The following is a 24,005-nucleotide window of genomic DNA, read 5'->3' on the forward strand; positions in this document are numbered from 1 at the left end:
AATACCAAAAAGGCGGCCTCATGGCCGCCTTTTTGGTTCGTGACAAATGGGGTGTCGCGATTACACGTTCAGAAGCAGGTATTCCCGCTCCCACGAGCTGATCACGCGATTGAACTCCTCGTATTCGTCGCGCTTGATGGCACTCCAGGCGCGCACGAACTTCTCGCCGAACATCTCTTCTGCCTCCTTGCACTCCAGCAGGAGACTTAACGCATGTTCCTGCGTGCGGGGCAGGCTGATGGGCTCTGATGAGCAATCACCCTGGTAGGGTGGGGTGGGCTCGATTTCATTGACCATACCCAGGTAGCCACAGGCGAGTGAGGTCGCGATCGCCAGATAGGGGTTGCAGTCCGCACCCGGGAAGCGGTTTTCAAGTCGCTTCGCCTGTGGCGAACTGTCGGGTACGCGGAGTCCGGTAGTCCGGTTGTCGTAGCCCCAGTGGAGGCTGGTCGGAGCAGCAATCTCTGGTGTGAAGCGGCGATAGGAGTTCACGTTGGGGGCAAAAAAGCTGATGAACCCGGGTGTGTACCTCTGCATCCCGCCGATAAAGTGCATAAAGCGCTGGTTTTCACGGCCCTCATCATCCACGAAGATGTTCTTGCCGGTCTTGCTGTCCACGACGCTCTGGTGAATGTGCAGGGCGCTGCCCGGCTCCTCTTCCATGGGCTTGGCCATGAAGGTGGCGTAAATGCCATGGCGCAGGGCTGTCTCGCGAACGGTGCGCTTGAAGGTAAACACTTGGTCCGCAAGTTTCAGCGGATCACCATGCAGAAAGTTGATCTCCATCTGCGCGGTTCCGGACTCGTGGATGAGAGTGTCTACATCGAGGCCCTGGGCTTCAGAGAAGTCGTACATGTCCTCGATAATCGGCTCGTACTCATTGGCCGCATCGATGCTGTAAGACTGTCGTGTCTTCTCCGTGCGACCGGAGCGGCCTACTGGCGCTGACAGTTTTTCGTCGGGATCCAGGTTCCGCTTGACCAGGTAGAACTCCACCTCGGGCGCCACGATAGGCTTCCAGCCCATCGCTTCGTATTTTGCCAATACGAATTTCAGGATGTTGCGAGTGCTGATGGGGTGGGGCTGGCCATCCCGGGTGTAGCAATCGTGAATGATCTGGGCGGTGGGCTCATTGGCCCACGGGTTCAGGCGCACAGCGTCGGGGTCCGGAACCAGGAGCATATCGGTATCAGCCGGATCCACCAGTTCATTGTGCTCGTCGACATAGTCGCCGGTCACGGTCTGAACCAGAATGCTCTCGGGCAGCCGGCTGTCTTGGGTGAGGAACTTGTCCGTCGGGGTAAATTTGCCCCTGGCATTGCCGGACATGTCGGGCACCAGGCACTCCACCTCAGAGATGTCGTGTTCTGCGAGCCACTTTGTAATCTTGTCCATGTTACACCTTGGTCGAAGGATTCCCCCTGCTGGGGTCGTTTTAGTATACGCCCGGATCGGCAGGTCTCGCTGCAGCCAACTAACGCAGCTCAGTCTGTCCGTCAACACGACTGGACGCGGATCCGGGAGGCAATTCGGACCATGGGCCTGATTGCGGACTTTGATTATGACAAGAAACCGAATTATTATTCAATTATAAATTGAATCATTGTTCGGTTTTTGGGGTGCCCCGGAGCCATACGCAGTTGGAGAAATATGATGAGAAACGAGGGTACTGTCAGCAAGCTGGTCGGGCATACCGACTCCTACTATGCCGCCAGCGCTAATGTCGCGCCGGTCCATCCGACACTGGATGGCACCGAGGAGGCCGATGTCTGTGTGATTGGGGCAGGTTATACCGGGCTGTCCTCGGCATTGCACCTGGCTGAACGAGGCTACAAGGTCGTGGTCCTGGAGGCGGAGCGTGTGGGCTGGGGCGCTTCCGGTCGCAATGGTGGCCACGTGGGTGTGGGCCAGCGCAAGGGGCAGGAAGACCTGGAAAAGATGCTGGGTTTTGACACTGCCAAACAGCTCTGGGATATGGGTGTCGAGGCGGTGCAGCTGGTCGAGTCTTTGATCGAGAAGCACAACATCCGCTGCGACCTGAAGCGCGGCATCATGCATCTCGCTGCCAAGCGAAGCCACAACAGCGATCTGGAGCAGGAAGTGGAGATGCTCCGCGAGCGCTACGGTTACGACCAGATGCGCTATGTGGGCGAGCAGGAAGCACGCACCCTGGTGGGCTCAGAGCGCTATTTCGGTGCCCAGATTGATAGTGGTTCACTGCATCTTCACCCCCTCAACTATGCATTGGGTCTCGCCGATGCTGCCGCTGACGCGGGGGTGCAGTTCTATGAGCACAGTCGTGTAACCAGCTACCGTGGCGGTAACCCCTGCGTTGTGGAGACGGCAAAAGGGCAGGTCAGGGCAACTAACGTGGTGCTGGCTTGTAACGGTTACCTGGGCAACCTTGAGCCGCGAATGGCCGGCAAGATCATGCCCATCAACAACTTTGTCCTGGCGACAGAGCCGCTATCTGACAGTCTGGCCGAGGAGCTGATCGCCAACGACCATGCTCTCCAGGATACCCTGTTTGTGATCGACTACTGGAAGCTCTCCGGGGATAACCGGCTGATTTTCGGCGGCGGGGAAAACTATACAGCCCGATTCCCGCAGGATATTCGCAGCTTCGTGCGCAAGTACATGCTGCGTGTTTACCCGCAGTTGGCGGATACCCGGATTGACTACGGATGGGGCGGGACCCTGGCGATTACCCTCAACCGTATGCCGCATCTGGGGCGCCTGGAGCCCAATATTTACTACAGCCAGGGGTACTCGGGGCACGGTGTGCCGACGGCCACCTTCGCTGGCAAACTAATTGCAGAAGTGGTGGCGGGCACCGAGGAGCGTTTTGATATACTGGCGCAAATTCCTACACCGACCTTCCCGGGTGGCACGCTGCTCCGGTGGCCGGGACTGGTAGCGGGGATGCTGTATTACAGCCTGAAGGACAAGCTGGGAGCCTGAAACGGCCCAGCTTTGGGTGTCGGAGCGAAAGAATCCACGGAACCGAAATGAAAATTTGAATAATCATTCGGTTTGTGGGATAACGAAGATTCAAGTCTATTACTTGGGTGCTGTCATCGGCGGTATCGGATGAGCAACCCTGCATAAAAACAACACGGGGACGACCATGCCTGTAAACGAGAAAAACTTGTACACCCGAAAGCACGCCCTGGCTTCGGCCGTGGGTGCCGTAGTGATTGCTGTGAGCACTGGCGCTGGCGCCGCTCAGATTGAAGAAGTGACTGTTACCGCACAGATGCGTGCAGAATCACTTAAGGACGTGCCGATGGCGGTCAGCGCCTTCACTGGCGAGACGGTCAAGAACAGCAACCTGAGTGATTTTAAAGACCTGTTTGCCCTCACTCCGGGCGTATCCGGGGAGACCACCGACTCCTACTTTGACTCGGTGTCGGTCCGCGGCGTCAACAACAACAGTTTCGGTAGCGGCAGTGACCCGGCGCTGGGTATTTTCCTGGACGGCGTCTATCAGAGCCGCACCGGTGCTACCCCGAGCATGTATGACCTGGAACGTGTCGAGGTGGTAAAGGGCCCCCAGGGCACTTTGTTTGGTCGCAACACTGCTTCCGGCGCTATCTCCATGGTCGCCCGCAAGCCCGGTGACACCCTGGCCGGTGAGGTTTCCGTCGGTGCCGGCCAGTACGGCCGCACAGAATTTGAAGGCGGCCTGGATATGCCGCTTGGCGACGATCTCTCCGTGCGCTTCGCTGGCAAGCACTTCCAGGAGGATGGCCATGTCGAAAACCTGGCCGGTGGCCGCGACCTGGGTGCCAGTGAGCTGAATGCGATGCGCGTTACCACCGTCTATGATGGCTTCGACAACACTACTGTGACCCTGCTGGCACAGTACGAAGACCGCATCAGCGACGGTACCATCTACCGCGCTTTCGACAATGATGCCGGTTACAACTACCCGATTCCTGAAGGGGATTATGACCAGGTTTACAACGACCAGGTCGGTAAGGACGAGGCCGAGATCGCTGACGTGGTCCTGACCGTAGAGCACGAACTGGCCAGTGGCAGCACCCTGTCTTCCATTACCGGGTACAAAACCCATAACTATACGTATATCGAGGACTTCGACGGTACCGCGGAGCATATCGATACCTATGTCCGAGACCAGACCGGTGATTTCTTCAGTCAGGAACTGCGCCTGACATCCAATAATGCCGGTCCATTCAACTACGTGCTGGGCGCTTCCTATTACGAGGAAGAGGTCAACGCCTATTTCGCCGGTATCGACAACGAGGACTTCATCTGCGACGGCATCTACGCCGACGAGTGGGAAGAGGGCCTGGACAGTTTTGTTACCTGTGATGCTCTCCCGCAGGACGTGCTGGACGAAGCCTTCGGGTTTGAAGGAGATCCCTGGGAGTATGCTCCCGACAACCTCTCTATCGAGGCTGCTGATACTGTGGGCGAGTACTCCGGCTGGGGCGTGTTTGCCAACACGACCTATGACCTGACCGACTCCACCACACTGGGTCTCGGCGTTCGCTACACCGAAGATGAGAAGGTTTACAGCGTCGACTCCCCATGGCCCGATACCTGGACTGGTGGCTGGAATTACCAGGCCATGTACACCAACGGCCCGATTATCGGCGACAACACCTGGGATAACGTTTCCGGCCGTGCCACGCTGACCCAGATCTTGAGCGATGAGCTCACTGCCTACGCCAGCGTTGCTACTGGTTACAAGTCCGGCGGTTTCGACTACCTGTCTTACAACATCACTGATCCGGCCTATGGTACGACCGAGGACAGCCAGTACGAGTGGCTGGACGAGCAGGGCTACGAGGTCGATGCCAGCAATGCCGAGCCGAGCAAGTTCGATGAAGAGAACGTGCTCTCTTACGAGCTGGGCCTGAAAGCACGCCTGCTGGACAACCGCCTGGCACTGAACGCGGCTGCGTTCCAGTACACCTACGACGATCTGCAGCAGGCGTTCTTCGTCGGCGCGGCGGCGATTACCCGCAATGTGGGTGAGTCCCGGGGCCAGGGTCTTGAGCTGGATGCTCGCTGGCTGCTGACGGACAATCTGGATCTTTACCTGGGCATGGCCTGGCTGGATACCGAGTTTACCGGTGCTCCTGCGGAGTTCTGTGATTCCTGTGACGGTAACGAGATGGCGTTCTCCCCGGACTTCTCCTCCGCTGCCGTGCTGACCTACACCCGCTCTACCGGGCTGGGTGAGCTGTCTGTTTCCGGTGAGTACACCTACACCGGCGAGCAGTGGTCCGACCTGGAAAACACGGATGATGTGAAGCTGGATGCGCGCAATGTGGTCAACCTGCGTGTAGCGCTGACTGCGCCGAGCGATAGCTGGACAGCGGGAATCTACGCAGAGAACCTGACTGGCGAAGAGTATTACCACTGGGGTTACGCCGAGGCGTTGTACAACCTGCCGGCCACCAAAACGGATCCGTCTCGCGGCCGTGTGCTTGGGGTCAACCTGGATTACCGCTTCTGATTGCTCTCGGCAAAAGTTGCGAAAACCCAAAAAAAAAACCGGTGCTTTGCGCCGGTTTTTTTTGCCCCGGATTTGGCGGGTCCCGGAGCCGGCAAAGAACATAAAAGGTGATAGACTGGCGGAAACCTAGAGGGGGACGGGAGTTGACCGATACCGACCAGAAAAAGCGCAAAAGCCAACTAACGCCGCGTCGCGAGCCGGTTCAGGCCCGCGCACGCGAACGGACCCGGCAGATCCTCGATGCCACCGGCCGATTGCTGGAAGAGGTCGGCCTGGATGACCTGACGACGATCCTGATTGCCAAGGAAATCGGCGTATCCGTGGGTTCCCTGTACCACTACTTCCCCAACAAGCACGCCATCCTGTATGCCATGGGCGAACAGTGGCTGGCCAGTATGACCAAGGCCCTGGAGCAACTTGGGGAGGCTGATCTCGAGGGTATGACGCTGGAGGGCTTCACTGGTGAGCTACTGGAGCGGCTTCTTATCGTGTATCAGGAGCAGCGCGGCCTGTTACCTTTGGTCCAGGCCATGTGGGGTATCCCGGAACTGCAGGAGCTGGATGCCCGCCACGATGAGCTGGTCATCAAGCATCTCACCGGTATGTTTCACCGCCTCAATTTCCAATGCCCCCCGAACGAGATGAACCGTGTGGCGCGATTGACGCTTGAGACTTTTCACTCGATTTTCCTCGTGATCGTCAACCAGGAGGGTACCCGCGCGCGCCGCACGCGGGATGATCTGCAGCAAATGCTACTTACAATCCTGGTCCGCAATCGGGATGAGGCCAGCCCCTCCGGGCTGGATGACGTGGAGGCCCCCTGAGATGAAGCTTGCCGATAAACTGGTGATTGCCATTTCTTCACGGGCGCTGTTTGATCTGAGGGAGAGCCATCAGGTCTTTGAAGAGCAGGGGCTCGAGGCTTTTTCCGCTTACCAGATCGAGCGGGAGAACGACGTATTGCCAAAGGGGGACGCGTTCCCCCTGGTTGAGAAATTCCTGCAGATCAATCAGCGCCTTGAGGGCGAGCCCAGGGTCGAGGTCATTCTGCTCTCCCGTAACAGCGCCGACACCGGCCTGCGGGTATTCAACTCTATCGAGCACTACGGGCTCAGTATTACCCGCGCGGCTTTCTGTAATGGCGAGAGCCCGTACCGCTACATTGCGCCATTCGGCTGCGATCTCTTTCTGTCCAGTGACGGCAGCGATGTCCGCCATGCACTGGAGCAGGGCGTCGCGGCGGCGACGCTGGTGGCGGGTGGCGCGCGCCAGCGCGCAGATGACACGCTGCGGTTTGCGTTTGATGGTGACGCGGTACTGTTTTCCGATGAGGCGGAACAGATCTTCAAGCGCCAGGGGCTTGAGGCCTTCGCCGCATCAGAGCGCGCCTCGGCTCAGCAACCGCTCGGCGGGGGCCCCTTCAAGGGGTTTCTGGAGGCGCTGCAGCGGTTGCAGGCAGAGTTTGACGCGGATACCTGCCCGATTCGCACGGCGCTTGTCACCGCGCGTTCTGCCCCCGCCCACGAGCGGGTGATAAGGACCCTCAGGGCCTGGAACATCCGGTTGGACGAATCGGTCTTCCTGGGTGGGCTGCCAAAGGGCGAGTTCCTGCGCGCATTCGGGGCCGATGTTTTCTTCGATGATCAGCCCAATCACTGTGCTTCCGCAGCGGAACACGTAGCCACCGGCCACGTGCCGCACGGCATCGCCAATGAGCAGCCGGTCTAAGATCTGTCTTGTCGGCGCCGAATGCCCTTTTCCGACGGTGCCGGCACTTGGCTGGTAGAACCCGTGACTGCTATTCTCTTCTCGCATAACCTTATGGGGTTTTTATAACTGCGCGCTCAAGGCGCATCAGTCGCTGACGAGATAGGGAGAATCCATGAAGCTGCAGCAGCTCCGTTACATCTGGGAGGTGGCCCACCACGACCTCAATGTCTCGGCTACCGCACAGAGCCTGTTTACCTCCCAGCCGGGGATCAGTAAGCAGATTCGCCTACTGGAGGACGAGCTCGGGGTCGAGATTTTTGCGCGCAGCGGCAAACACCTGACGCGGGTGACGCCGGCGGGGGAGGCGATCCTGAAGACCGCCGGGGAGATTCTCAGCAAGGTTGAGAATATCAAGCAGGTCGCCCAGGAGTTCAGTAACGACCAGAAGGGCAGCCTCTCCCTCGCCACCACCCACACCCAGGCGCGCTATGCACTGCCGCCGGTGATCAAATCCTTTATCAGCCGCTATCCGGACGTTTCTCTGCATATGCACCAGGGCACGCCGATGCAGATTTCGGAAATGGCGGCTGACGGCACTGCGGATTTTGCCATTGCTACCGAGGCCCTGGAGTTGTTCAGTGACCTGGTGATGATGCCGGTTTATCGCTGGAATCGCTGCCTGCTGGTGCCCAGGGATCACCCGCTGTGCCAGGTTAGCAAACTCACCCTGGAAGATATTGCCCAGTATCCCATTGTTACCTATGTCTTCGGCTTTACCGGTCGCTCCAAACTGGACGAGGCCTTTCTCGAAAGGGGACTCTCTCCCAAGGTGGTGTTCACCGCCGCGGATGCGGACGTGATCAAAACCTATGTTCGCCTGGGCCTGGGGATCGGGATTGTCGCCGATATGGCTGTGGACGAGGCGGATGAGGACCTGGTCGCACTGGACGCGAGCAGCCTGTTCGAGTCGAGCGTCACCAAAATTGGTTTTCGCAAGGGGATATTCCTGCGCGGATTCATGTACGAGTTCATCCAGCAGTTTGCCCCCCACCTCACTCGTGAGCTGGTGGACCAGGCCGCCCACGCCTCGTCCCGGGCCGAGCTCGACGAGCTCTTTTCGGGCCTGGACCTGCCGGTGTATTGAGCTCTTCCGGTGTTGCGAAACAAGCCCTAACAGGCTGGTCTGTGCAGGGGGTTCGAATTGCGGGCTGCCGGGCTGTGGCCGCGATGGTCAGGCCGTGAGAGGGCGCAGCACCTCTTTGACGAACTTGAAGTACACGGTGTAAACCCGTGGTTCCTGTCCCTCTTCCTCCACGAGAAAAAATGGCGCGCGGGAAACCTGGTGTTCCCGGGCGAGTTCCATGCCCGCGCTGTTGCTATCCCGCTCATCGGCGATGATGGTTTCATTGATCAGCCGGAGCTGGTCATTTTCCCGCAGCTTTTCTTCCACGTCCCGGCACTTGGCGCAGGGGTTACCATCTGCAAGTACTTTTTTGACAAAGGTAATCCGCATCGTCTGTATCCATTCCTCAACTGCTGCTCCGGTGGCTCCTCCGAAATTCTGGCCACGCTGGCACGCAATTTACCAAGGCGCCAGATCAGCGTGAAATATCAATGGGGGATATTTCTATAACCAAAATGCCGGGCCTGTTGCCGGGCCCGGGTCATGGGGCAGGGGAGTGATGGAAAGTTTCAAGAGTGGAAAGGAGAAGACTCACCTTGTCGAGGCACTCCCGATATTCCCCGGCGGGATCCGAGTCAGCCACGATACCGCCGCCAGCAGCGCAGGTGAGCCGCTGGCTGTCGGCTGAGAAGGTGCGGATGGCAATGTTGGTATCCGCGCGCCCACAGCTACTCAGGTAACCGATGCTACCGCAATAGACCCCCCGGGGGCTGGACTCGAGTTCGCGAATGATCTCCATGGCCCGCCGCTTGGGAGCACCGGTGATCGACCCACCCGGGAAACAGGCCTGGAGCAGGTCGGCAAAGCCGCACTCCTCCGGCAGCTCGCCGGTGATTGTGCTCACCAGGTGATGGACGTTGGCAAAAGTTGCCAGCTCGAAAAGGTTGGGAACCCGAACGCTACCCCGCTGGCACCGCTTGCCCAGATCGTTTCGCAGCAGGTCGACGATCATCAGGTTTTCGGCCCTGTCTTTCTCGCTTTGCTGGAGCGCCGCGGCAACCCGCGCATCATCGTCGGGGTCTGAAAGGCGCCGCGCCGTGCCCTTGATCGGCTGGGTCTGCACGTGGGTTCCATCGGCGGAAATAAACCGCTCTGGTGAGAGGCTCAGAACGCTGCCGTGATTGGGGATTGCCATGTAAGCAGAAAATGGACCGGCAACGCTATTGCGCAGCGCCAGGTAGGCCTGGAACAGGTCACCCTCGTAGCCGGCGGTGAACCGCTGGGTGAAGTTGGCCTGGTAGATATCTCCGGCGTTGATGTATTCGAGCACTCGACCCACACGGTGCTCATATTCAGCGGCGGTCAGTTCGTGCAGAAAAGGCTCCTGCAGGCGAAACCGTCCTGTTCTGGGCTCGGTTTGCCAGCGCACGGCGGTAAACCGGGCCACCAGATCTGCAACCTGGACCGGTGAGGAAGCCGGATGAAAAACCAGGTGGCTTGCCTGCAGCTGGTGATCGACGATCAGCGCCCAGGTATAGAGCCCGAAGAAGCCTGCCGGCAACGGCGTTTCGCGCAGGTCTGCCGGGAGGAAATTACCCTCCATGCCCAGTTCATAGCCCGCATAGCCAATGACACCACCGCAAAACGGCAGCTGTGCATCGCTGTCTGCCGGGATCAGCTCGCACCAGAGATCGTCCAGGGCCTCGAATGGCGCTGCACTGTCGGCGGCAAGCTCCAGTGTATTGACCGGGTCGGCGCTGATAATGTCGTAACGGCCGCCGGGTGCCAGCGGTCGGCCGCTGTCCAGCCACACAGGAGCGGGCAGGTCGGCAATAGCCTGGAAGGCAGCCGGCGTATTCAGGGAATAGGGCAGGGATACGATCTGTAGCGATTTCATTCCAGTTTCGTTTACGCCTGCCGCCGGAATCGGTTCACCGGCGGCTCTCCTGTGGGGGATAAAAGGCGGCTACTTTAACCGATACGGCGCTCAATGCCAGCCTGAGACATAAGCCGCGTTGCCAGTTCTTCCACCGAGAGCTGGGTGGCATTGAGGTAGGGGATCTGGGCACGACGCAGCATCTGCTCTACCTGCCGAACCTCAAATTCGCACTGCTCCAGAGAAGCGTAGCGGCTATTGGCCCGCCGCTCCTGGCGGATGCTCATTAAACGCTCGGGATCGATGGTGAGCCCGAACAGCTTGTGGCGATAGGGGCGCAGGATCTTCGGCAGTGAGGTGGAATCCATATCCTCTTCGGTAATGGGGTAATTGGCCGCTCTGAGCCCGAATTGAAGCGCCAGGTAGAGGCAGGTCGGGGTCTTGCCTGAACGGGATACCCCAACAAGGATGACATCGGCGCGATCAAATTCCCGCACGCGGCGACCGTCATCGTTATCCATGGCAAAGTGCACTGCCTCAATACGCTCGCTATAGCGACGATCGTCGGCGATGCCGTGGGAGATGTTGACGCTCTGCGCGGGATCGCGCCCAAAAAGATTGGCCAGCGGAGTCAGGTAGCTTTCAAAGACATCCAGCATCAGGGCCGAGCTCTGGTGCAGTTGCTGGCGAATTTTATCGGAGACGATGCTCGTAATGATCACCGGTTGCAGGCCTGACTCTGTTGCGGATTGCTCGATCCGCTTCAGAACCAGCTCGACCTTTTCCGGTGAGTCCACGTAGGGAATGGTGACCTGCTCCACCTGCTGGTCTCTGAATTGGGCCAGCAGGCTGTGCCCAATCGCCTCCACTGTCAGCCCCGTTCCATCGGAGATAAAAAAGGCTGTGCGTTTGTCTTTCGCCATGGTTCGGTAGTTCCTGGTTTCCCGCCGGCATTACGGCCCCGCAGAGCCCGGTTGCGCTGTTGTAGAAAAACTACATTTTCGCCGATTTTTGCCGGGTATTTTTTACAAAATGCATCCTTATAATCAGCCACCAGATTTCCAGCAGCTGAGGGCAACTGCGTGACGAACTTCACTATCGAATTCGCACACTTGGGCATGGGTGATGTCGACAAGGTCGGCGGCAAGAATGCATCACTGGGCGAGATGATCTCTTCCCTGGCTGGTGCCGGCGTCCATGTTCCGGGTGGTTTCGCCACTACCGCCGAGGCCTTCCGTGCCTTCCTCACCCACGAAGGTCTGGAGCAGCGCATTGCCGATCGCCTGCAGACACTCGATGTTTCAGATGTTACCGCATTGGCAGCGGCGGGGCAGGAAATCCGGCAGTGGATTCTGGACACGCCGTTCCCCGAGGCCCTCGAGGCCGAGATCAGGGCTGGCTATGAAGAATTGGGCGGCGGTGAGACGGCCGTCGCGGTCCGCTCCTCCGCAACAGCCGAGGACCTGCCAGATGCCTCTTTCGCAGGACAGCAGGAGACCTTTCTGAACATCCGCGGTATAGACGCTGTACTGCAGGCGGTGAAGGAAGTGTTCGCATCGCTCTATAACGATCGCGCTATTGCCTACCGCGTGCACACCGGCTATGCGCATGCCGGTGTGGCTCTGTCCGCGGGCATCCAGCATATGGTACGCAGTGAGACTGGCGCGGCCGGTGTCATGTTCACCCTGGATACCGAAAGCGGTTTCCGCGACGTGGTGTTTATCACCTCATCCTATGGTCTCGGTGAGACCGTGGTTCAGGGCGCCGTCAATCCGGATGAATTCTACCTGTACAAGCCTGCCCTCAAGGCGGGCCGCCCGGCAATCTTGCGCCGCAACCGCGGCAGCAAGGCGATCAAGATGGTTTACGATGGCAACGGTGACTGCGGTCGCTCCGTCAAGACCGTTCCGGTGGACGAAGAGGATCGCCAGCGCTTCTCGCTCACCGACGTCGAATTGAGCAGCCTTGCTGAACAGGCCTGCAAGATCGAGGAGCACTACGGGCGCCCGATGGATATCGAATGGGCGAAAGACGGCGATACCGGCGAACTCTTTATCGTCCAGGCCCGCCCCGAAACGGTGCGTTCGCGGGATCAGGGTACAAGTCTTGAGCGGTTCCACCTGCGGGAACGGGGTGAGGTCCTCTGTGAGGGCCGTGCCATCGGCCAGCGCATCGGCGCCGGCAAGGTCCGCGTCCTGGAGTCAGTGGAAGACATGGCGAACATGGAGGACGGCGAGGTTCTGGTTACGGATATGACCGATCCAGACTGGGAGCCGGTGCTGAAAAAGGCCAGCGCCATCGTTACCAATCGGGGCGGACGAACCTGTCACGCGGCGATCATTGCCCGCGAACTGGGAATCCCCGCTGTAGTTGGCTGTGGTGATGCCACAGACAGGCTCGACACCGGTACGCCGGTAACCGTTTCCTGTGCGGAGGGTGATACCGGGTTCGTCATGGCCGGGGAGCTGAACTTCGAGCGCGAGGAGACCGAAGTCAGTGATATGCCCGACCTGCCGTTCAAGATCATGTTGAACGTGGGCAACCCGGATCGGGCCTTTGCCTTCAGCCACCTGCCAAATCAGGGGGTTGGCCTGGCGCGCCTGGAGTTCATCCTCAACCGTATGATCGGCATTCATCCAAAGGCGTTACTTGAACTTGAGCGCCTGCCGGACGATCTGCAGCAGAGTATTCGCAAGCGTATTGGCGGTTATGAATCTCCAGAGAATTTTATCGTTGAGAAGCTTGTCGAGGGTATCGCCACACTGGCTGCCGCATTTGCCCCCAACCGGGTGATCGTGCGCCTCTCCGACTTCAAGTCCAACGAATACGCACACCTGCTGGGCGGGCAACTGTACGAGCCCAGCGAAGAAAACCCGATGCTCGGCTTCCGCGGTGCCGCCCGTTATCGCTCCAAGGATTTCCGCCAGTGCTTTGCCCTGGAGTGCAAGGCACTGAAAAAGGTCCGCGACGAAGTGGGCCTGACCAATGTCGAGATCATGGTGCCGTTCGTGCGCACACCGGAGGAGGCTGCGGAGGTGGTCGAGCTGTTGGCAGCCAACGGCCTGAAGCGTGGCGAGCGTGGACTCAAAGTGATCATGATGTGTGAGCTACCGTCCAATGCCCTGTTGGCAGAGGAGTTTCTGCAGCACTTTGATGGTTTCTCCATTGGCTCAAACGACCTGACCCAGTTGACCCTGGGGCTGGACCGTGATTCCGGACTGGTTGCCGATCTGTTCGACGAACGCAATCCGGCCGTCAAGGTACTGCTGTCCCGCGCGATCCAGGCCTGTAGGAAAGCTGGCAAATACGTGGGTATTTGCGGGCAGGGCCCATCAGACCACAAGGATTTTGCCCGCTGGTTAATGGACGAAGGAATCGACAGTGTGTCCCTGAACCCGGATACAGCCGTGGACACCTGGCTCTTCCTCGCCAATCAGGAAGTCTGATCCTGCATAAAGCGGCCTCCGGGCCGCTTTTCTTTTCATCGTGTTGGTTTGGTGTAGCAAAATAGTTGCTTGTTTTTTTGCTATTTGAAGCTTCCTTCCTTCTACTTACCTTTCATTTAATTGGCTTTTACCCTAAGCAATTTTTCCATCGCTTAACCTCAGGCAGGAAAAGAACAATTCCGTCTAAGCACTTTTTCTTCTGGCAATAGAATCGAAATAGTTCTAGCGCTTTCAAGCATTTTCTCCGGTGTTATGCCGCAGCTGGAACTGAGCCCGGGGCACAGTGGATGGCAACAGGAGCAGGGATTGGTCTCGCGGTCAGATGCGTTCCCCCGTGGGCGATTTCAAGCGATTCGAGTGAGGTGAGCCATGCAAGTGATTAGAATGAATGTACAGCAATGGTATCTGGCGGCTTTGGCAGCCTGTCTTGTCGCTGCGCTTGCCACTCCAACTGCGCAAGCCAATACGAGGGGCGTCAACTGGTTTGACGACCATGCGGCTGCCAACTCATCGGGATCGCCCTCCATCCGCATCGATTTAAGCGAACAGCGGGCCTATTTTTACAAGGGCGGTCGTCTCGTCGGCGTGTCCAAGGTATCATCCGGTAAGCCTGGCTATCGCACCAGCCCAGGGCACTTCCGGGTGCTCTCAAAGCACCCCAACCACCGCTCTACGATTTACGGCAGTTTTGTTGATAAAAGAACAGGTCGAGTCGTGAAAGCGGATGTCAATACCCGTGAGGATCGTCGCCCTCCCGGTACCTACTATCGTGGAGCGAAGATGAATCACTATATCCGATTCAATGGCGGCGTGGGCCTGCATGCCTCAGGGCATGTGCCCAACTATCCGGCTTCCCATGGCTGTGTCCGCATGCCTCCGCACATGGCGCAAAAGTTTTATCGCTTTGCACGTGTCGGCACACCGGTCCGAGTCACCTGGTAAGAGACATCTGGTAAGAGCCATCTGACAGATGCTTGAGCCAATGTTCCTGCAGTGACGGCCAGCACCTGCGCCAGGAGTGATGAACCATTGCACGCCGTGCAAGCATCTCGCTCCGCCATTTATTGCCGGTATCCAGTCTCAGCCCCCTGTTGCAAAGCAGGGGGCTGTTATCATTGACTGGGTAAGCAGAGAGCACTCTGCTGTCCTGAACTTCTTTGCATGCTTTGGTCTGTAGGGCGCTCTCCATTAAAGGAGTGAATAACGACTATTTCTGGTCTTGCAGCGCGTTATCCGTAAAATCAGTAGCTCCATGCAACTTTGCGTTGCGGTAACTTTTCTTGTTCCTCAATCAGATTCCTCTTGCAGCCCAGTAAGGAGTGGCGATGATCAGCACCCCGGATCTCTGCGATGCCCATGGTGACAAGGTGCAAGTACTTGAGCCCATGATGATTAATTTCGGCGGCCGCGAGCGCTTTGGTGGCCAGGTTACCACCATCAAGTGCTTTGAAGACAATTCCCTGGTCCGTGAGCTGGTCGCGGAGCCCGGCGAGGGCAGGGTTCTGGTTGTCGATGCGGGTGGCTCGATGCGGCGCGCTTGTCTGGGCGATATGCTTGCCGAGAAAGCCTGTAACAATGGCTGGGAGGGCATCCTCATGTATGGCTGCATCCGCGATGTTGATGAGATCGGGGCATTGGATATTGGTGTGCAGGCTTTGGGCGCCCACCCGATGAAAACCGAAAAAAAGGGTATTGGTGAAAGGGATGTTCCGGTGCGTTTTGGTGGCGTGACGTTTGAGCCGGGTGCGTTCGTCTATGCCGACAATAACGGGATTATTGTTGCAGACCAGCCATTGCTCCAGGCGTAGCGGGCAAAAACTAATCCATCCAATCCGGCCAAAGGGTGCTTTGGCCCGGAGGCATCTTGCCGGCTCATTCCTCCCCGGCCCGCTACTGGCTGGCCGGGCATGGAGAGCCCTGATTACCCCTGGATGATCTTCGCGCCCCTGTTCTTGTCCTTGTCATTGCCCTTGCCTGGGCAGGGTCCCACCCTCTCATCCAATACAGTCCGATGTTGAACGTCCCGCCATTCCGCCCTGGTGTGACCGGAGCGACGACCATTGACCACCCCGGTCGCCTATTATGTGAGCTGAACGCCTTATCGGCTCGTACCCATTACTGACCCGCATTGAATTCACGCAACATCTGGAACTATCGACATGAGCGACTTGCGCAAAAAGTGGATGACCCGTCCGCTTTTGAAGCTGATCAAGAAGGTTTTGCCGCCCATTTCAGAGACAGAGCGAGAGGCCATGGAGGCCGGCGAGGTCTGGTGGGATGCACAGCTCCTTTCCGGAAAGCCGGACTGGGATCAGTTACTCAACATGGGCCCCCCGAAACTGACTGAAGAGGAACAGGCCTTTATTGATGGTCCGACCGAAAAGTTGTGCCAGATGATTGATGACTGGAAAATCAGCTTTGAGGATCGAGCCATCCCGAAGGAAGTGTGGGAATTCCTGAAGAAGGAGCGCTTCTTCGGCATCATTATCCCCAAAGAGTATGGTGGTCTCGGCTTCTCCCCGACGGCACACGCTGACATTGTCACCAAGATTTCCACCCGCAGCACCAGTGTTGGCGTGACGGTGATGGTGCCTAACTCACTGGGGCCCGGGGAGCTGTTGATGGCCCACGGCACAGACGAGCAGAAGAATTACTATCTGCCACGTCTTGCCGATGGCCGGGACATTCCCTGCTTCGGCCTGACCGGCGTGGAGGCGGGCTCTGATGCGGCTTCCATGACCGATACCGGTGTGGTTTGCTATGGCGACTACAAGGGTGAAAAGACCCTCGGAATGCGGGTCAACTGGCACAAGCGCTATATCACGCTTGGCCCGGTTGCGACCATTCTCGGTCTCGCCTTCAAACTTTATGACCCCGATCACCTCCTCGGCGACGAGGATGAGCTTGGCTTTACCGTCGCTCTGGTACCCACTGACACAGAGGGCGTGACCATTGGCCAGCGCCACCTCCCTGCCATGCAGGCTTTCCAGAACGGGCCGAACTGGGGCGAGGATGTTTTCATTCCGATGGACTGGATCATCGGCGGCCAGGAAAATGTGGGCCGCGGTTGGCATATGTTGATGAGTGCCCTGGCCGCGGGGCGGGGTATTTCCCTGCCATCCCTTTCCACTGGTGGCGCCAAGATGGCGGCCCGCCTGACCGGGGCCTATGCCCGGGTGAGAGAGCAATTCAGTATCCCCATTGGGCGCTTCGAAGGTGTGCAGCGGCGGTTGGCAGAGATCGCCGGTATCGCCTACGTGCTCGACAGTGCCCACAAGACCACGACCGGTGCACTAGACCGGGGGCACAAGCCAGCCGTGGTTTCCGCCATCATGAAAGCCCATGCAACCTATGGCCTTCGCGATGCCATCAACGATGCCATGGATATTCACGCGGGCAAGGCGATCATGGATGGTCCCCTCAACTACCTGGGTAATGTGTACCGCGCGGTACCGGTGGCGATTACGGTGGAGGGGGCCAACATCCTCACCCGAAGCCTGATGATCTTCGGCCAGGGTGCGATTCGTTGCCACCCCTATCTGCTGGATGAGATGCTGGCGGCTGAAAACCCGGATACCGAGGCCGGTGTCGACGAGCTGGACAAACTGCTTCCCCGGCACATGCTGTTCCAGATCAAGACTCTGCTCCGCGGTATCTTCCACGGCTGGACCGTGGGGATTTTCGCCAGTAGCCCCAAGGGTGTGGGTTACGCCGCAAAATACTATCGGCAGTTGAACCGTTACTCCGCCATTCTCACCCTGGCTACCGAAATTTCACTGATGTCTCTGGGCGGAGAGCTGAAGCGCAAGGAGCTGATCTCCGCTCGGCTGGGTGATGTGCTCAGTCAGCTGTACCTGTTGAGCTGCACCCTGAAGCGATTCAAGGACGATGGCTCGCCCAAGGAAGATCGGCCCTTGCTCGAATTTGCGATGCGTGCGGGGTTGCACAAGATCGAGCAGAGCCTGCTCGAGGTCTATCAGAACTTCCCGCGCCGTTTCCTCGGCCACCTGATGCACTTTCTCACTATGCCCTGGGGCCACAGTATCCACACCGCCTCGGACCGCCAGGCGCGTGCCTGTGCCGAGCTATTGATGGAGCCTTCGGAGACCCGCGACCGCCTGACCAAGGGGGTGTTCCTCGGCAACCCCGGTGATGGTGTCGATATCGTCGAACAGGCCTTCCAGAAGGTCAGTGCCAATGAGGCGGCGAGAGACAAGCTGAAGAAGGGCGGCATCCGCATGCTGAACCATGACACCATCAAGGAAGGGGTGCAGCGCAAGCTCATCAGTGAAGAGGAAGCGGAAGAGCTGCGGGACGTGGCAGACGCTGTTTATATGGCGATTCAGGTTGACTACTTCGACGACCTGGGCAAGCAGAAAGGCTGATTCCACGGGAGAGGTACACCCATGGGAAAGGGTAGGGGCGCGCAGCCCCAGCGATTCGATTGCGCGGAGGCCTGTGTCGACGCCGTCATCAAGGCGGTGGGCAGAAAAATCGTACTGGGAGTGCCCCTGGGTATTGGCAAAGCCAACCACTTCGTCAATGCCCTCTATGCCCGGGCTGCGGAAGATCCTTCCATATCACTGACTATATTTACCGCGCTTACTCTGGAGCGGCCACAAGGCAGCAGTGAAATCGAGCGCCGATTCATCCAGCCATTGCTGGATCGGCTATACAGCGAGTACATCGACCTCGCTTACACCCCTGCCAGGCGCAAGAAATTGTTGCCTCCGAACATCGAAGTCTGTGAGTTCTTCCTGCTCAGCGGGGCGTTCCTCCATAATCCGGTGGTCCAGCAGGATTACGTCAGCGCCAATTACACCCATGTACCGCGGGATTTGATGGACCGCGGTCTCAATGTCCTTGCCCAGATGGTCTCCCCGGGAGCAGATGGCGCGCGTTATAGTCTGAGTAGTAATCCGGATCTCACCCTTCCATTGCTCAAAATGGCAAGCCAGCGCAGTGACCACCAGATTTTTCTGGTGGGGGAGAGCAACCCCCAGCTGCCTTACATGCCGGGCGATTCTGAACTGCCCAGCGAAGCTTTCGACTTTGTGCTGGAAGGAGATACCTTCGAGTCGCCATTGTTCCCGGCTCCCGCGCCTCCAGTAGGGTTTACTGAGTACGCACTGGCGTTCCACATCTGCAGCCTGATCAGGGACGGGGGAACCCTGCAGGTGGGCATCGGCGCCCTCGGGGATGCGATCTGCCATGTCCTCGGTCTGCGCCAGGCACACAACAAGACCTACAGTGAAACCCTGCGGGATCTCACCTGTGATGACTCCCTGCAGTTACGCCACCGCTTACCCCTCGAGGAGCAACCATTTGAACGAGGCCTTTATGGTGCGAGTGAGATGGTACCGCCTGGCTTTCTGCACCTGCGGCGCATGGGTATCCTGACCAGGGAGGTCTATCCGGATGTTGCTGTGCAGAAGCTGCTCGACGAGGGAAAAATTACCGCAACTGTGACTGAGGAAGTGCTGCTGGCGTTACAGGAGTGCGGACGAATCAGTAGCCCTCTGACGCCGGCAGATACCGAGTTCCTGCAGCGCCTGGGTGTCATCGATCCAAGTTACTCCTGGCGGGGCCACCGGCTGTTAAGCCCTGAGGGGGAAGAGGAGGAGTGCGACCTGCACAGTGAGAGTGGTCGCCGGCGTCTATTGGGCGCTTGCGCCAACAAGAAGCTGAAAGGCGGAGTATGGCTGCACGGGGGCTTTTATCTCGGGCCCGCTTCGATGTACCAGGAGCTGCGGGAAATGGACCCCGAGGAGCTGGGCGGCATCAATATGACGGCCATCCACTATATCAACGACCTTCAAGAAGATCGGCAGCTCAAGGTCGCACAGCGCAACGAGGCCAGATTCGTCAACTCCGCCATGATGGTCACCTTAAACGGTGCGGTTATCTCCGATGGGCTGGGTGATGCGCAGGTGGTCAGTGGTGTGGGGGGGCAATATAACTTTGTCGCCCAGGCCCATGAGCTGGAGGACGGGTGCTCCATTATTGCCGTTCCGAGCACCCGCATCAGTGGCGGAGAAACCAAAAGCAACGTCGTCTGGGAATTCCCACATACCACCATTCCCCGGCACCTGCGGGATATTGTCGTCACCGAGTATGGGGTGGCAGACCTGCGCGGAAAGACGGACCGGGATGTGATGGTGGCCATGTTGGGCATCTGTGACTCCCGTTTTCAGGGAGAGCTACTCGAAAAGGCGAAGTCTGCGGGAAAAATCGAGCAGGATTACGCCATTCCCCTGGAGTTTACTGCCAACCTGCCCGATCGCGTTCGCGCCGCGTTCAGCGATCCTGAACGCCTGTCCCTGTTGCCCTATTACCCGCTCGGGACAGATTTCACCGATGAAGAGGCTTTGCTGGCTGCGGCACTGAAGCAGCTCAAGGTGCACAGTCGCAAGTGGTGGAAAATGCTCCCCCTGATCCTCTCTGGCCGTGCCGCGCGGAGGGACCAGTCACAGGACGCAGCCTACATCCATCGCTGCCTGGAGCGAATGGCATTTGAAGGGACCGATACCTTCGAGCATCGCCTGGAAGGGTATGCGGTGGCCGGGGCCCTGAAAAAATTCATCAACAGACAGAGGCCGCTGCGGGGGAATATGGCTGCAGGCGTTCAGGGCAAGACACCCGGGTAATGTGCAAGCACCGGACAAACGTCGGAGAGAGGATTTGGCACCGCTCGCCAGCGCTCGGATCCCGTGGATTCAAGAACGCCGTCCAGAGGTTTCCGACCACGCAAGGGGAGGATAAGGGGAGGATAGTGAGAGGGCCTCTCAGGGCATCGCTGCCGCTTGCGGGAATGATGGCGACTTGTAAAATCTCATGCAGTTTTCAAGCTCAGCAGTTACATGGAAGCGGGCAGGATATCCCGAGCCCTGAACAGCCACTCCTTTTCATTCGCCTGCTGGAGAGTCAAAGAGACGCTTGTATGGCCGTCAATGCGATCGTATAGACAATGTCATCCACCAGGGCGCCGCGGGAAAGATCGTTGACCGGCTTGCGCAGCCCCTGCAGCATTGGCCCGATGCTGACGAGCTCCGCACTCCGCTGTACCGCCTTGTAAGTGGTATTACCGGTGTTCAGGTCCGGGAAGATAAACACCGTCGCACGACCGGCCACCGGACTGTCTGGTGCCTTCTTCTTCGCCACATTCTCCATAATCGCTGCGTCATATTGCAGTGGACCATCGATGACCAGGTCTGGTCTGCTCTCCTGGGCAATGCGGGTGGCTTCCCGGACTTTTTCCACATCGGTCCCGGATCCGGAGCTCCCGGTTGAGTAGCTGATCATTGCCACGCGGGGCTCAATGCCAAACGCCTGGGCTGAATCCGCAGACTGTATGGCAATCGCAGCCAGCTCTTCCGCGTCGGGGTCGGGATTGATGGCACAGTCCCCATAGACCAGCACCTGATCGGGAAGCAGCATAAAAAACACTGACGAAACCAGCGGGGTACCCGGTGCTGTCTTGATCAGTTGCAGGGCAGGGCGGATGGTGTTGGCGGTGGTGTGCACGGCGCCCGAGACCAGCCCGTCCACCTCACCCTCGGCGAGCATCATGGTGCCGAGGACGACGTTGTCCTGCAGCTGTTCTTTGGCGACTACCTCCGTCAGTCCTTTCTTTTGCCGCAACGCAACCATCGGTTCGACATACTCTTCACGGACAGCCGCTGGAGCAATGATTTCCACTTTGTCGCCCAGGTGGATGCCCTGCTGTTCGGCGACCCTGTGAATATCCACGGGGTTGCCGAGTAATACCGGCTTGGCAATACCGCGTTCAGTGCAAATCAGGGCGGCACGGATGGTTCGGGGTTCGTCGCCCTCGGGTAACACGATGCGCTTGTTCGCCTGCCGGGCCAGCTCGGTGAGGTGGTATCTGAAGGCCGGCGGCGAGAGCCGTTTCGGTCTTGCAGAGGCGACGCTAAGGGATTGGACCCACTGGTGGTCCAGATGCCCGGCGATAAAGTCCTGGACACGATCGATACGCTCCCGATCGTCGGTAGGCGTCCTGGTATTGAAGTTCTGCAGGCGCATCGCCGTTTGCCAGGTATTACTCTGGACCAGGATAACCGGCAGGCCTGTTTCCAGGGCGGGGGTGCAGAGCTTGCGCACCATTGGTTCCGGATGATAGCCACCGGTCAGCAGCAGGCAGCCGATTTTCACTCCGTTCATCGCTGCCAGGCAGGCAGCAACAATTACATCGGTCCGGTCACCGGAGGTCACCAGCATCGCACCGGGATCAAAACGATAGACCATGTTGCTGAGGGAGCGGGAGCAGAAAGTAATACTGTGTAACCGGCGTGTTTCCAGCTCTCCCCGGCTGAGAACTTCTGCATTGAAATGGCGAGCGAGGTCGACAGCACGCGGCGCAAGTAGATCTGCATTCCAGGGAATGCAGCCCACGATCTTCAGCGGGCTTTTGCCGTAAAGTGAGAGAATATCCAGCTGGCTGTGGCGCTTGGTGGTATGGGTGAAGACACCGGTAATGTCGGCACCCGGGGCATCGGGCATCTCGGTTGGCGCTCCCACCTTGTTGATGATGCAGCCAACTACCTGCGAGGACTTGTCCCCGCCGAAGATGGCCTTGGCGAACTCCAGCCGCTCCCGCAACTGTTGTGTTGAGTCACGGTAGGGGCAGACCACCATCACGATTTCGGCGTCGAGCACCTTGGCAATTTCAAGGTTGAGCTGGTTGGCGAACTGGCTGTCGGTATCAGGTAACACTCCCTCGATGATCACCACATCTGCAGATTCTGTGCCTTCACGGTAGCGGGCCAGTATTTCTTCCAGCAACTCCCCGAGCTTTCCGCTGGAGATCATCGACTCCGCATGTTGAGGGCTGAAGGACTCCAGAATATCCAGGTCCGATGCCTTGCGGAGAATCTCGGTGGAGCGCTCACTGCCACCATCTACGGCCGGCGGTTCCGTTACCGGCTTGAAGAAGGTTACCCCGACTCCATTGCGCTCCAGCGCACGGATGATGCCAAGGCTAATGGACGTGATCCCGACTCTGGAGCTGAGCGGAACCAGCATGATGGTGCGGGACATCAGGTGCCTCTCCCTTCCACAAGCCTCGCCGCATCGCGTGCGATAACCCATTCCTCGTTGGTGGGAATGACCAGCGCGGGAGGGGTGCCAGCGCGACTGATGAGACCCTCTGCACCATACCGCATTTGTTCGTTTTGCTGGCTATCCAGCTCATAAGATATGGCGCCCAGCCAGTGCATTGTTCGGGCCCGTATCCAGCTGGAGTTTTCACCGATGCCGCCGGTGAACACCAGCCCGTGTACTCGCCTTAGCGGCAGCGTATAGGCGGCCACATACTTGGCCAGCCGGTAACAGAATATCTCGAGGGCGAGGAGGGCACCGCGGTGCCCATCCGTTGCTGCCTGCTCGAGTTCCCGGCAGTCATTGCTCAGCTCGGAAATGCCAAGCAGCCCACTCTCCCGGTTCAATACTTGGTTGAGTGCCTCCGGGGAATATTCCAGCGCATCACCGAGGTGGACCAGTACACCGGGGTCGATATCGCCACAGCGGGAACCCATCACAAGGCCCTCCAGTGGTGTCATGCCCATACTGGTATCCACGCTAACACCACCCTTAACCGCAGTTATTGACGCCCCGTTGCCCAGGTGAGCGGTGATGGTATTGGTCTTGGAAAGGGGGCGCTGAAGCAGTGCGGCGGCCCTCTCACTGACAAATTTATGGCTGGTGCCATGCATACCGTAGCGACGGATTTTATGTTCCCGGTAGAGCTGGTAGGGCAGTGCATAAAGGAAGGCATGCTGCGGCAGGGTCTGGTGAAAAGCCGTATCGAAAACCGCCACCTGGGGCAGCTCTGGAAAAGCCTGCTTTGCGGCCCGAATACCCGCAAGCGCTGCCGGGTTGTGCAGTGGTGCCAGGTGAGCGCATTTCTCGATCGCCTCAATGACCTGTGAGTCTATCAGTGCGGAGTCCGCGAACTCCTCACCACCATGAACCACTCGATGTCCGACGGCGACCAGTTGCCCGTGGAGTTCTGGCAGTCCCGCCAGGATCTCCTCGACGAGGACCCGGATTGCATCGCCGTGATTCGCGCCTGTGCTGAGCTGTATTTGCTCTTCATTATCCCGGATCTTCCACTCCAGGGCGGGCTCTGGCCCTCCAAGGGAGTCTGCGATACCGCTCAGGGAGGCTTCACCGGATCCGGGATCCACCACGGCGAACTTCAGCGATGAGCTGCCGGTATTGAAAATCAGAACTTGCCTGGAGTGAGCCATTTAACCCGCCGTTTTCACAGACCTATGCCCTAAGGCTAGACGGGTTTTGCTTCTTTTTGGCCTGGGCCCGTGAAAAGGGGTGAGAAGGAAAAAA

General features: G+C 58.5%; 16 protein-coding genes. 10 read left to right on the top strand and 6 right to left on the bottom strand.

What is annotated here, in order from left to right:
* Positions 1 to 60: 60 nt before the first annotated feature.
* On the bottom strand, positions 61 to 1,395 hold the full coding sequence (locus AWR36_RS03370) for a glutamine synthetase family protein (RefSeq protein ID WP_067080911.1): 1,335 nt from the start codon (positions 1,393 to 1,395) through the stop codon (positions 61 to 63).
* Between the two features lie 258 nt (positions 1,396 to 1,653).
* Between AWR36_RS03370 and AWR36_RS03375 the strand changes: the two genes are divergently transcribed.
* The 5 genes from AWR36_RS03375 (at position 1,654) to cysB (ending at position 8,342) form a co-directional block, all read left to right on the top strand.
* Positions 1,654 to 2,961: an NAD(P)/FAD-dependent oxidoreductase gene (locus AWR36_RS03375; protein WP_067080915.1), complete on the top strand. Its 1,308-nt coding sequence runs from the start codon at positions 1,654 to 1,656 to the stop codon at positions 2,959 to 2,961.
* Between the two features lie 187 nt (positions 2,962 to 3,148).
* Entirely contained in the window at positions 3,149 to 5,488 is a 2,340-nt protein-coding gene (locus AWR36_RS03380; protein WP_176491088.1) for a TonB-dependent receptor, read from the top strand.
* A gap of 143 nt (positions 5,489 to 5,631) precedes the next feature.
* Complete coding sequence (locus tag AWR36_RS03385; RefSeq protein WP_067080921.1) at positions 5,632 to 6,312, top strand: TetR/AcrR family transcriptional regulator; 681 nt, start codon at positions 5,632 to 5,634, stop codon at positions 6,310 to 6,312.
* A gap of 1 nt (position 6,313) precedes the next feature.
* Positions 6,314 to 7,216: a 5'-nucleotidase gene (locus AWR36_RS03390; protein WP_096866608.1), complete on the top strand. Its 903-nt coding sequence runs from the start codon at positions 6,314 to 6,316 to the stop codon at positions 7,214 to 7,216.
* A gap of 154 nt (positions 7,217 to 7,370) precedes the next feature.
* Positions 7,371 to 8,342 (top strand): HTH-type transcriptional regulator CysB, encoded by a 972-nt coding sequence (cysB, locus tag AWR36_RS03395; protein ID WP_067080929.1) that lies wholly within the window; start codon positions 7,371 to 7,373, stop codon positions 8,340 to 8,342.
* Between the two features lie 87 nt (positions 8,343 to 8,429).
* Here the strand turns inward: cysB and AWR36_RS03400 are convergent, their stop codons facing one another.
* The 3 genes from AWR36_RS03400 to ppsR all read right to left on the bottom strand — a co-directional run bounded on the left by AWR36_RS03400 (position 8,430) and on the right by ppsR (position 11,120).
* Positions 8,430 to 8,711 (bottom strand): hypothetical protein, encoded by a 282-nt coding sequence (locus AWR36_RS03400; RefSeq protein ID WP_067080932.1) that lies wholly within the window; start codon positions 8,709 to 8,711, stop codon positions 8,430 to 8,432.
* Between the two features lie 151 nt (positions 8,712 to 8,862).
* Positions 8,863 to 10,218 carry an aminodeoxychorismate synthase component I gene (pabB, locus tag AWR36_RS03405; RefSeq protein WP_067080936.1) on the bottom strand — a complete coding sequence of 452 codons (1,356 nt, stop codon included), beginning with the start codon at positions 10,216 to 10,218 and terminating at the stop codon, positions 8,863 to 8,865.
* A 74-nt stretch (positions 10,219 to 10,292) separates the two neighbouring features.
* Positions 10,293 to 11,120, bottom strand: coding sequence for a posphoenolpyruvate synthetase regulatory kinase/phosphorylase PpsR (gene ppsR / locus AWR36_RS03410; RefSeq protein WP_067080939.1), 828 nt, complete (start codon positions 11,118 to 11,120; stop codon positions 10,293 to 10,295).
* Positions 11,121 to 11,279: 159 nt separating this feature from the next.
* On the opposite strand from ppsR, the gene ppsA reads away from it, so the two are divergent.
* The 5 genes from ppsA (at position 11,280) to AWR36_RS03435 (ending at position 20,290) form a co-directional block, all read left to right on the top strand.
* Positions 11,280 to 13,643 (top strand): phosphoenolpyruvate synthase, encoded by a 2,364-nt coding sequence (gene ppsA / locus AWR36_RS03415; RefSeq protein ID WP_082679356.1) that lies wholly within the window; start codon positions 11,280 to 11,282, stop codon positions 13,641 to 13,643.
* A gap of 384 nt (positions 13,644 to 14,027) precedes the next feature.
* Positions 14,028 to 14,585: a L,D-transpeptidase gene (locus AWR36_RS03420; protein WP_067104455.1), complete on the top strand. Its 558-nt coding sequence runs from the start codon at positions 14,028 to 14,030 to the stop codon at positions 14,583 to 14,585.
* A gap of 383 nt (positions 14,586 to 14,968) precedes the next feature.
* Entirely contained in the window at positions 14,969 to 15,451 is a 483-nt protein-coding gene (gene rraA, locus AWR36_RS03425) for a ribonuclease E activity regulator RraA (protein WP_067080943.1), read from the top strand.
* 351 nt (positions 15,452 to 15,802) lie between these two features.
* Positions 15,803 to 18,028, top strand: coding sequence for an acyl-CoA dehydrogenase (locus tag AWR36_RS03430; RefSeq protein WP_067080946.1), 2,226 nt, complete (start codon positions 15,803 to 15,805; stop codon positions 18,026 to 18,028).
* Positions 18,029 to 18,049: 21 nt separating this feature from the next.
* Positions 18,050 to 20,290, top strand: coding sequence for an acetyl-CoA hydrolase/transferase C-terminal domain-containing protein (locus tag AWR36_RS03435; protein ID WP_067080950.1), 2,241 nt, complete (start codon positions 18,050 to 18,052; stop codon positions 20,288 to 20,290).
* Positions 20,291 to 20,567: 277 nt separating this feature from the next.
* On the opposite strand, the gene pta is transcribed toward AWR36_RS03435, so the two are convergent.
* Together pta and AWR36_RS03445 are read right to left on the bottom strand one after the other, a co-directional pair.
* Positions 20,568 to 22,700: a phosphate acetyltransferase gene (gene pta / locus AWR36_RS03440; protein WP_067080953.1), complete on the bottom strand. Its 2,133-nt coding sequence runs from the start codon at positions 22,698 to 22,700 to the stop codon at positions 20,568 to 20,570.
* Positions 22,700 to 23,911, bottom strand: coding sequence for an acetate kinase (locus AWR36_RS03445; protein ID WP_067080956.1), 1,212 nt, complete (start codon positions 23,909 to 23,911; stop codon positions 22,700 to 22,702). Before AWR36_RS03445 ends, pta begins: the two co-directional genes overlap by 1 nt.
* Positions 23,912 to 24,005 lie beyond the last annotated feature (94 nt).

The organism is Microbulbifer flavimaris, from assembly GCF_001641755.2.
In the GTDB taxonomy this organism is placed as follows: Bacteria; Pseudomonadota; Gammaproteobacteria; order Pseudomonadales; family Cellvibrionaceae; genus Microbulbifer; species Microbulbifer flavimaris.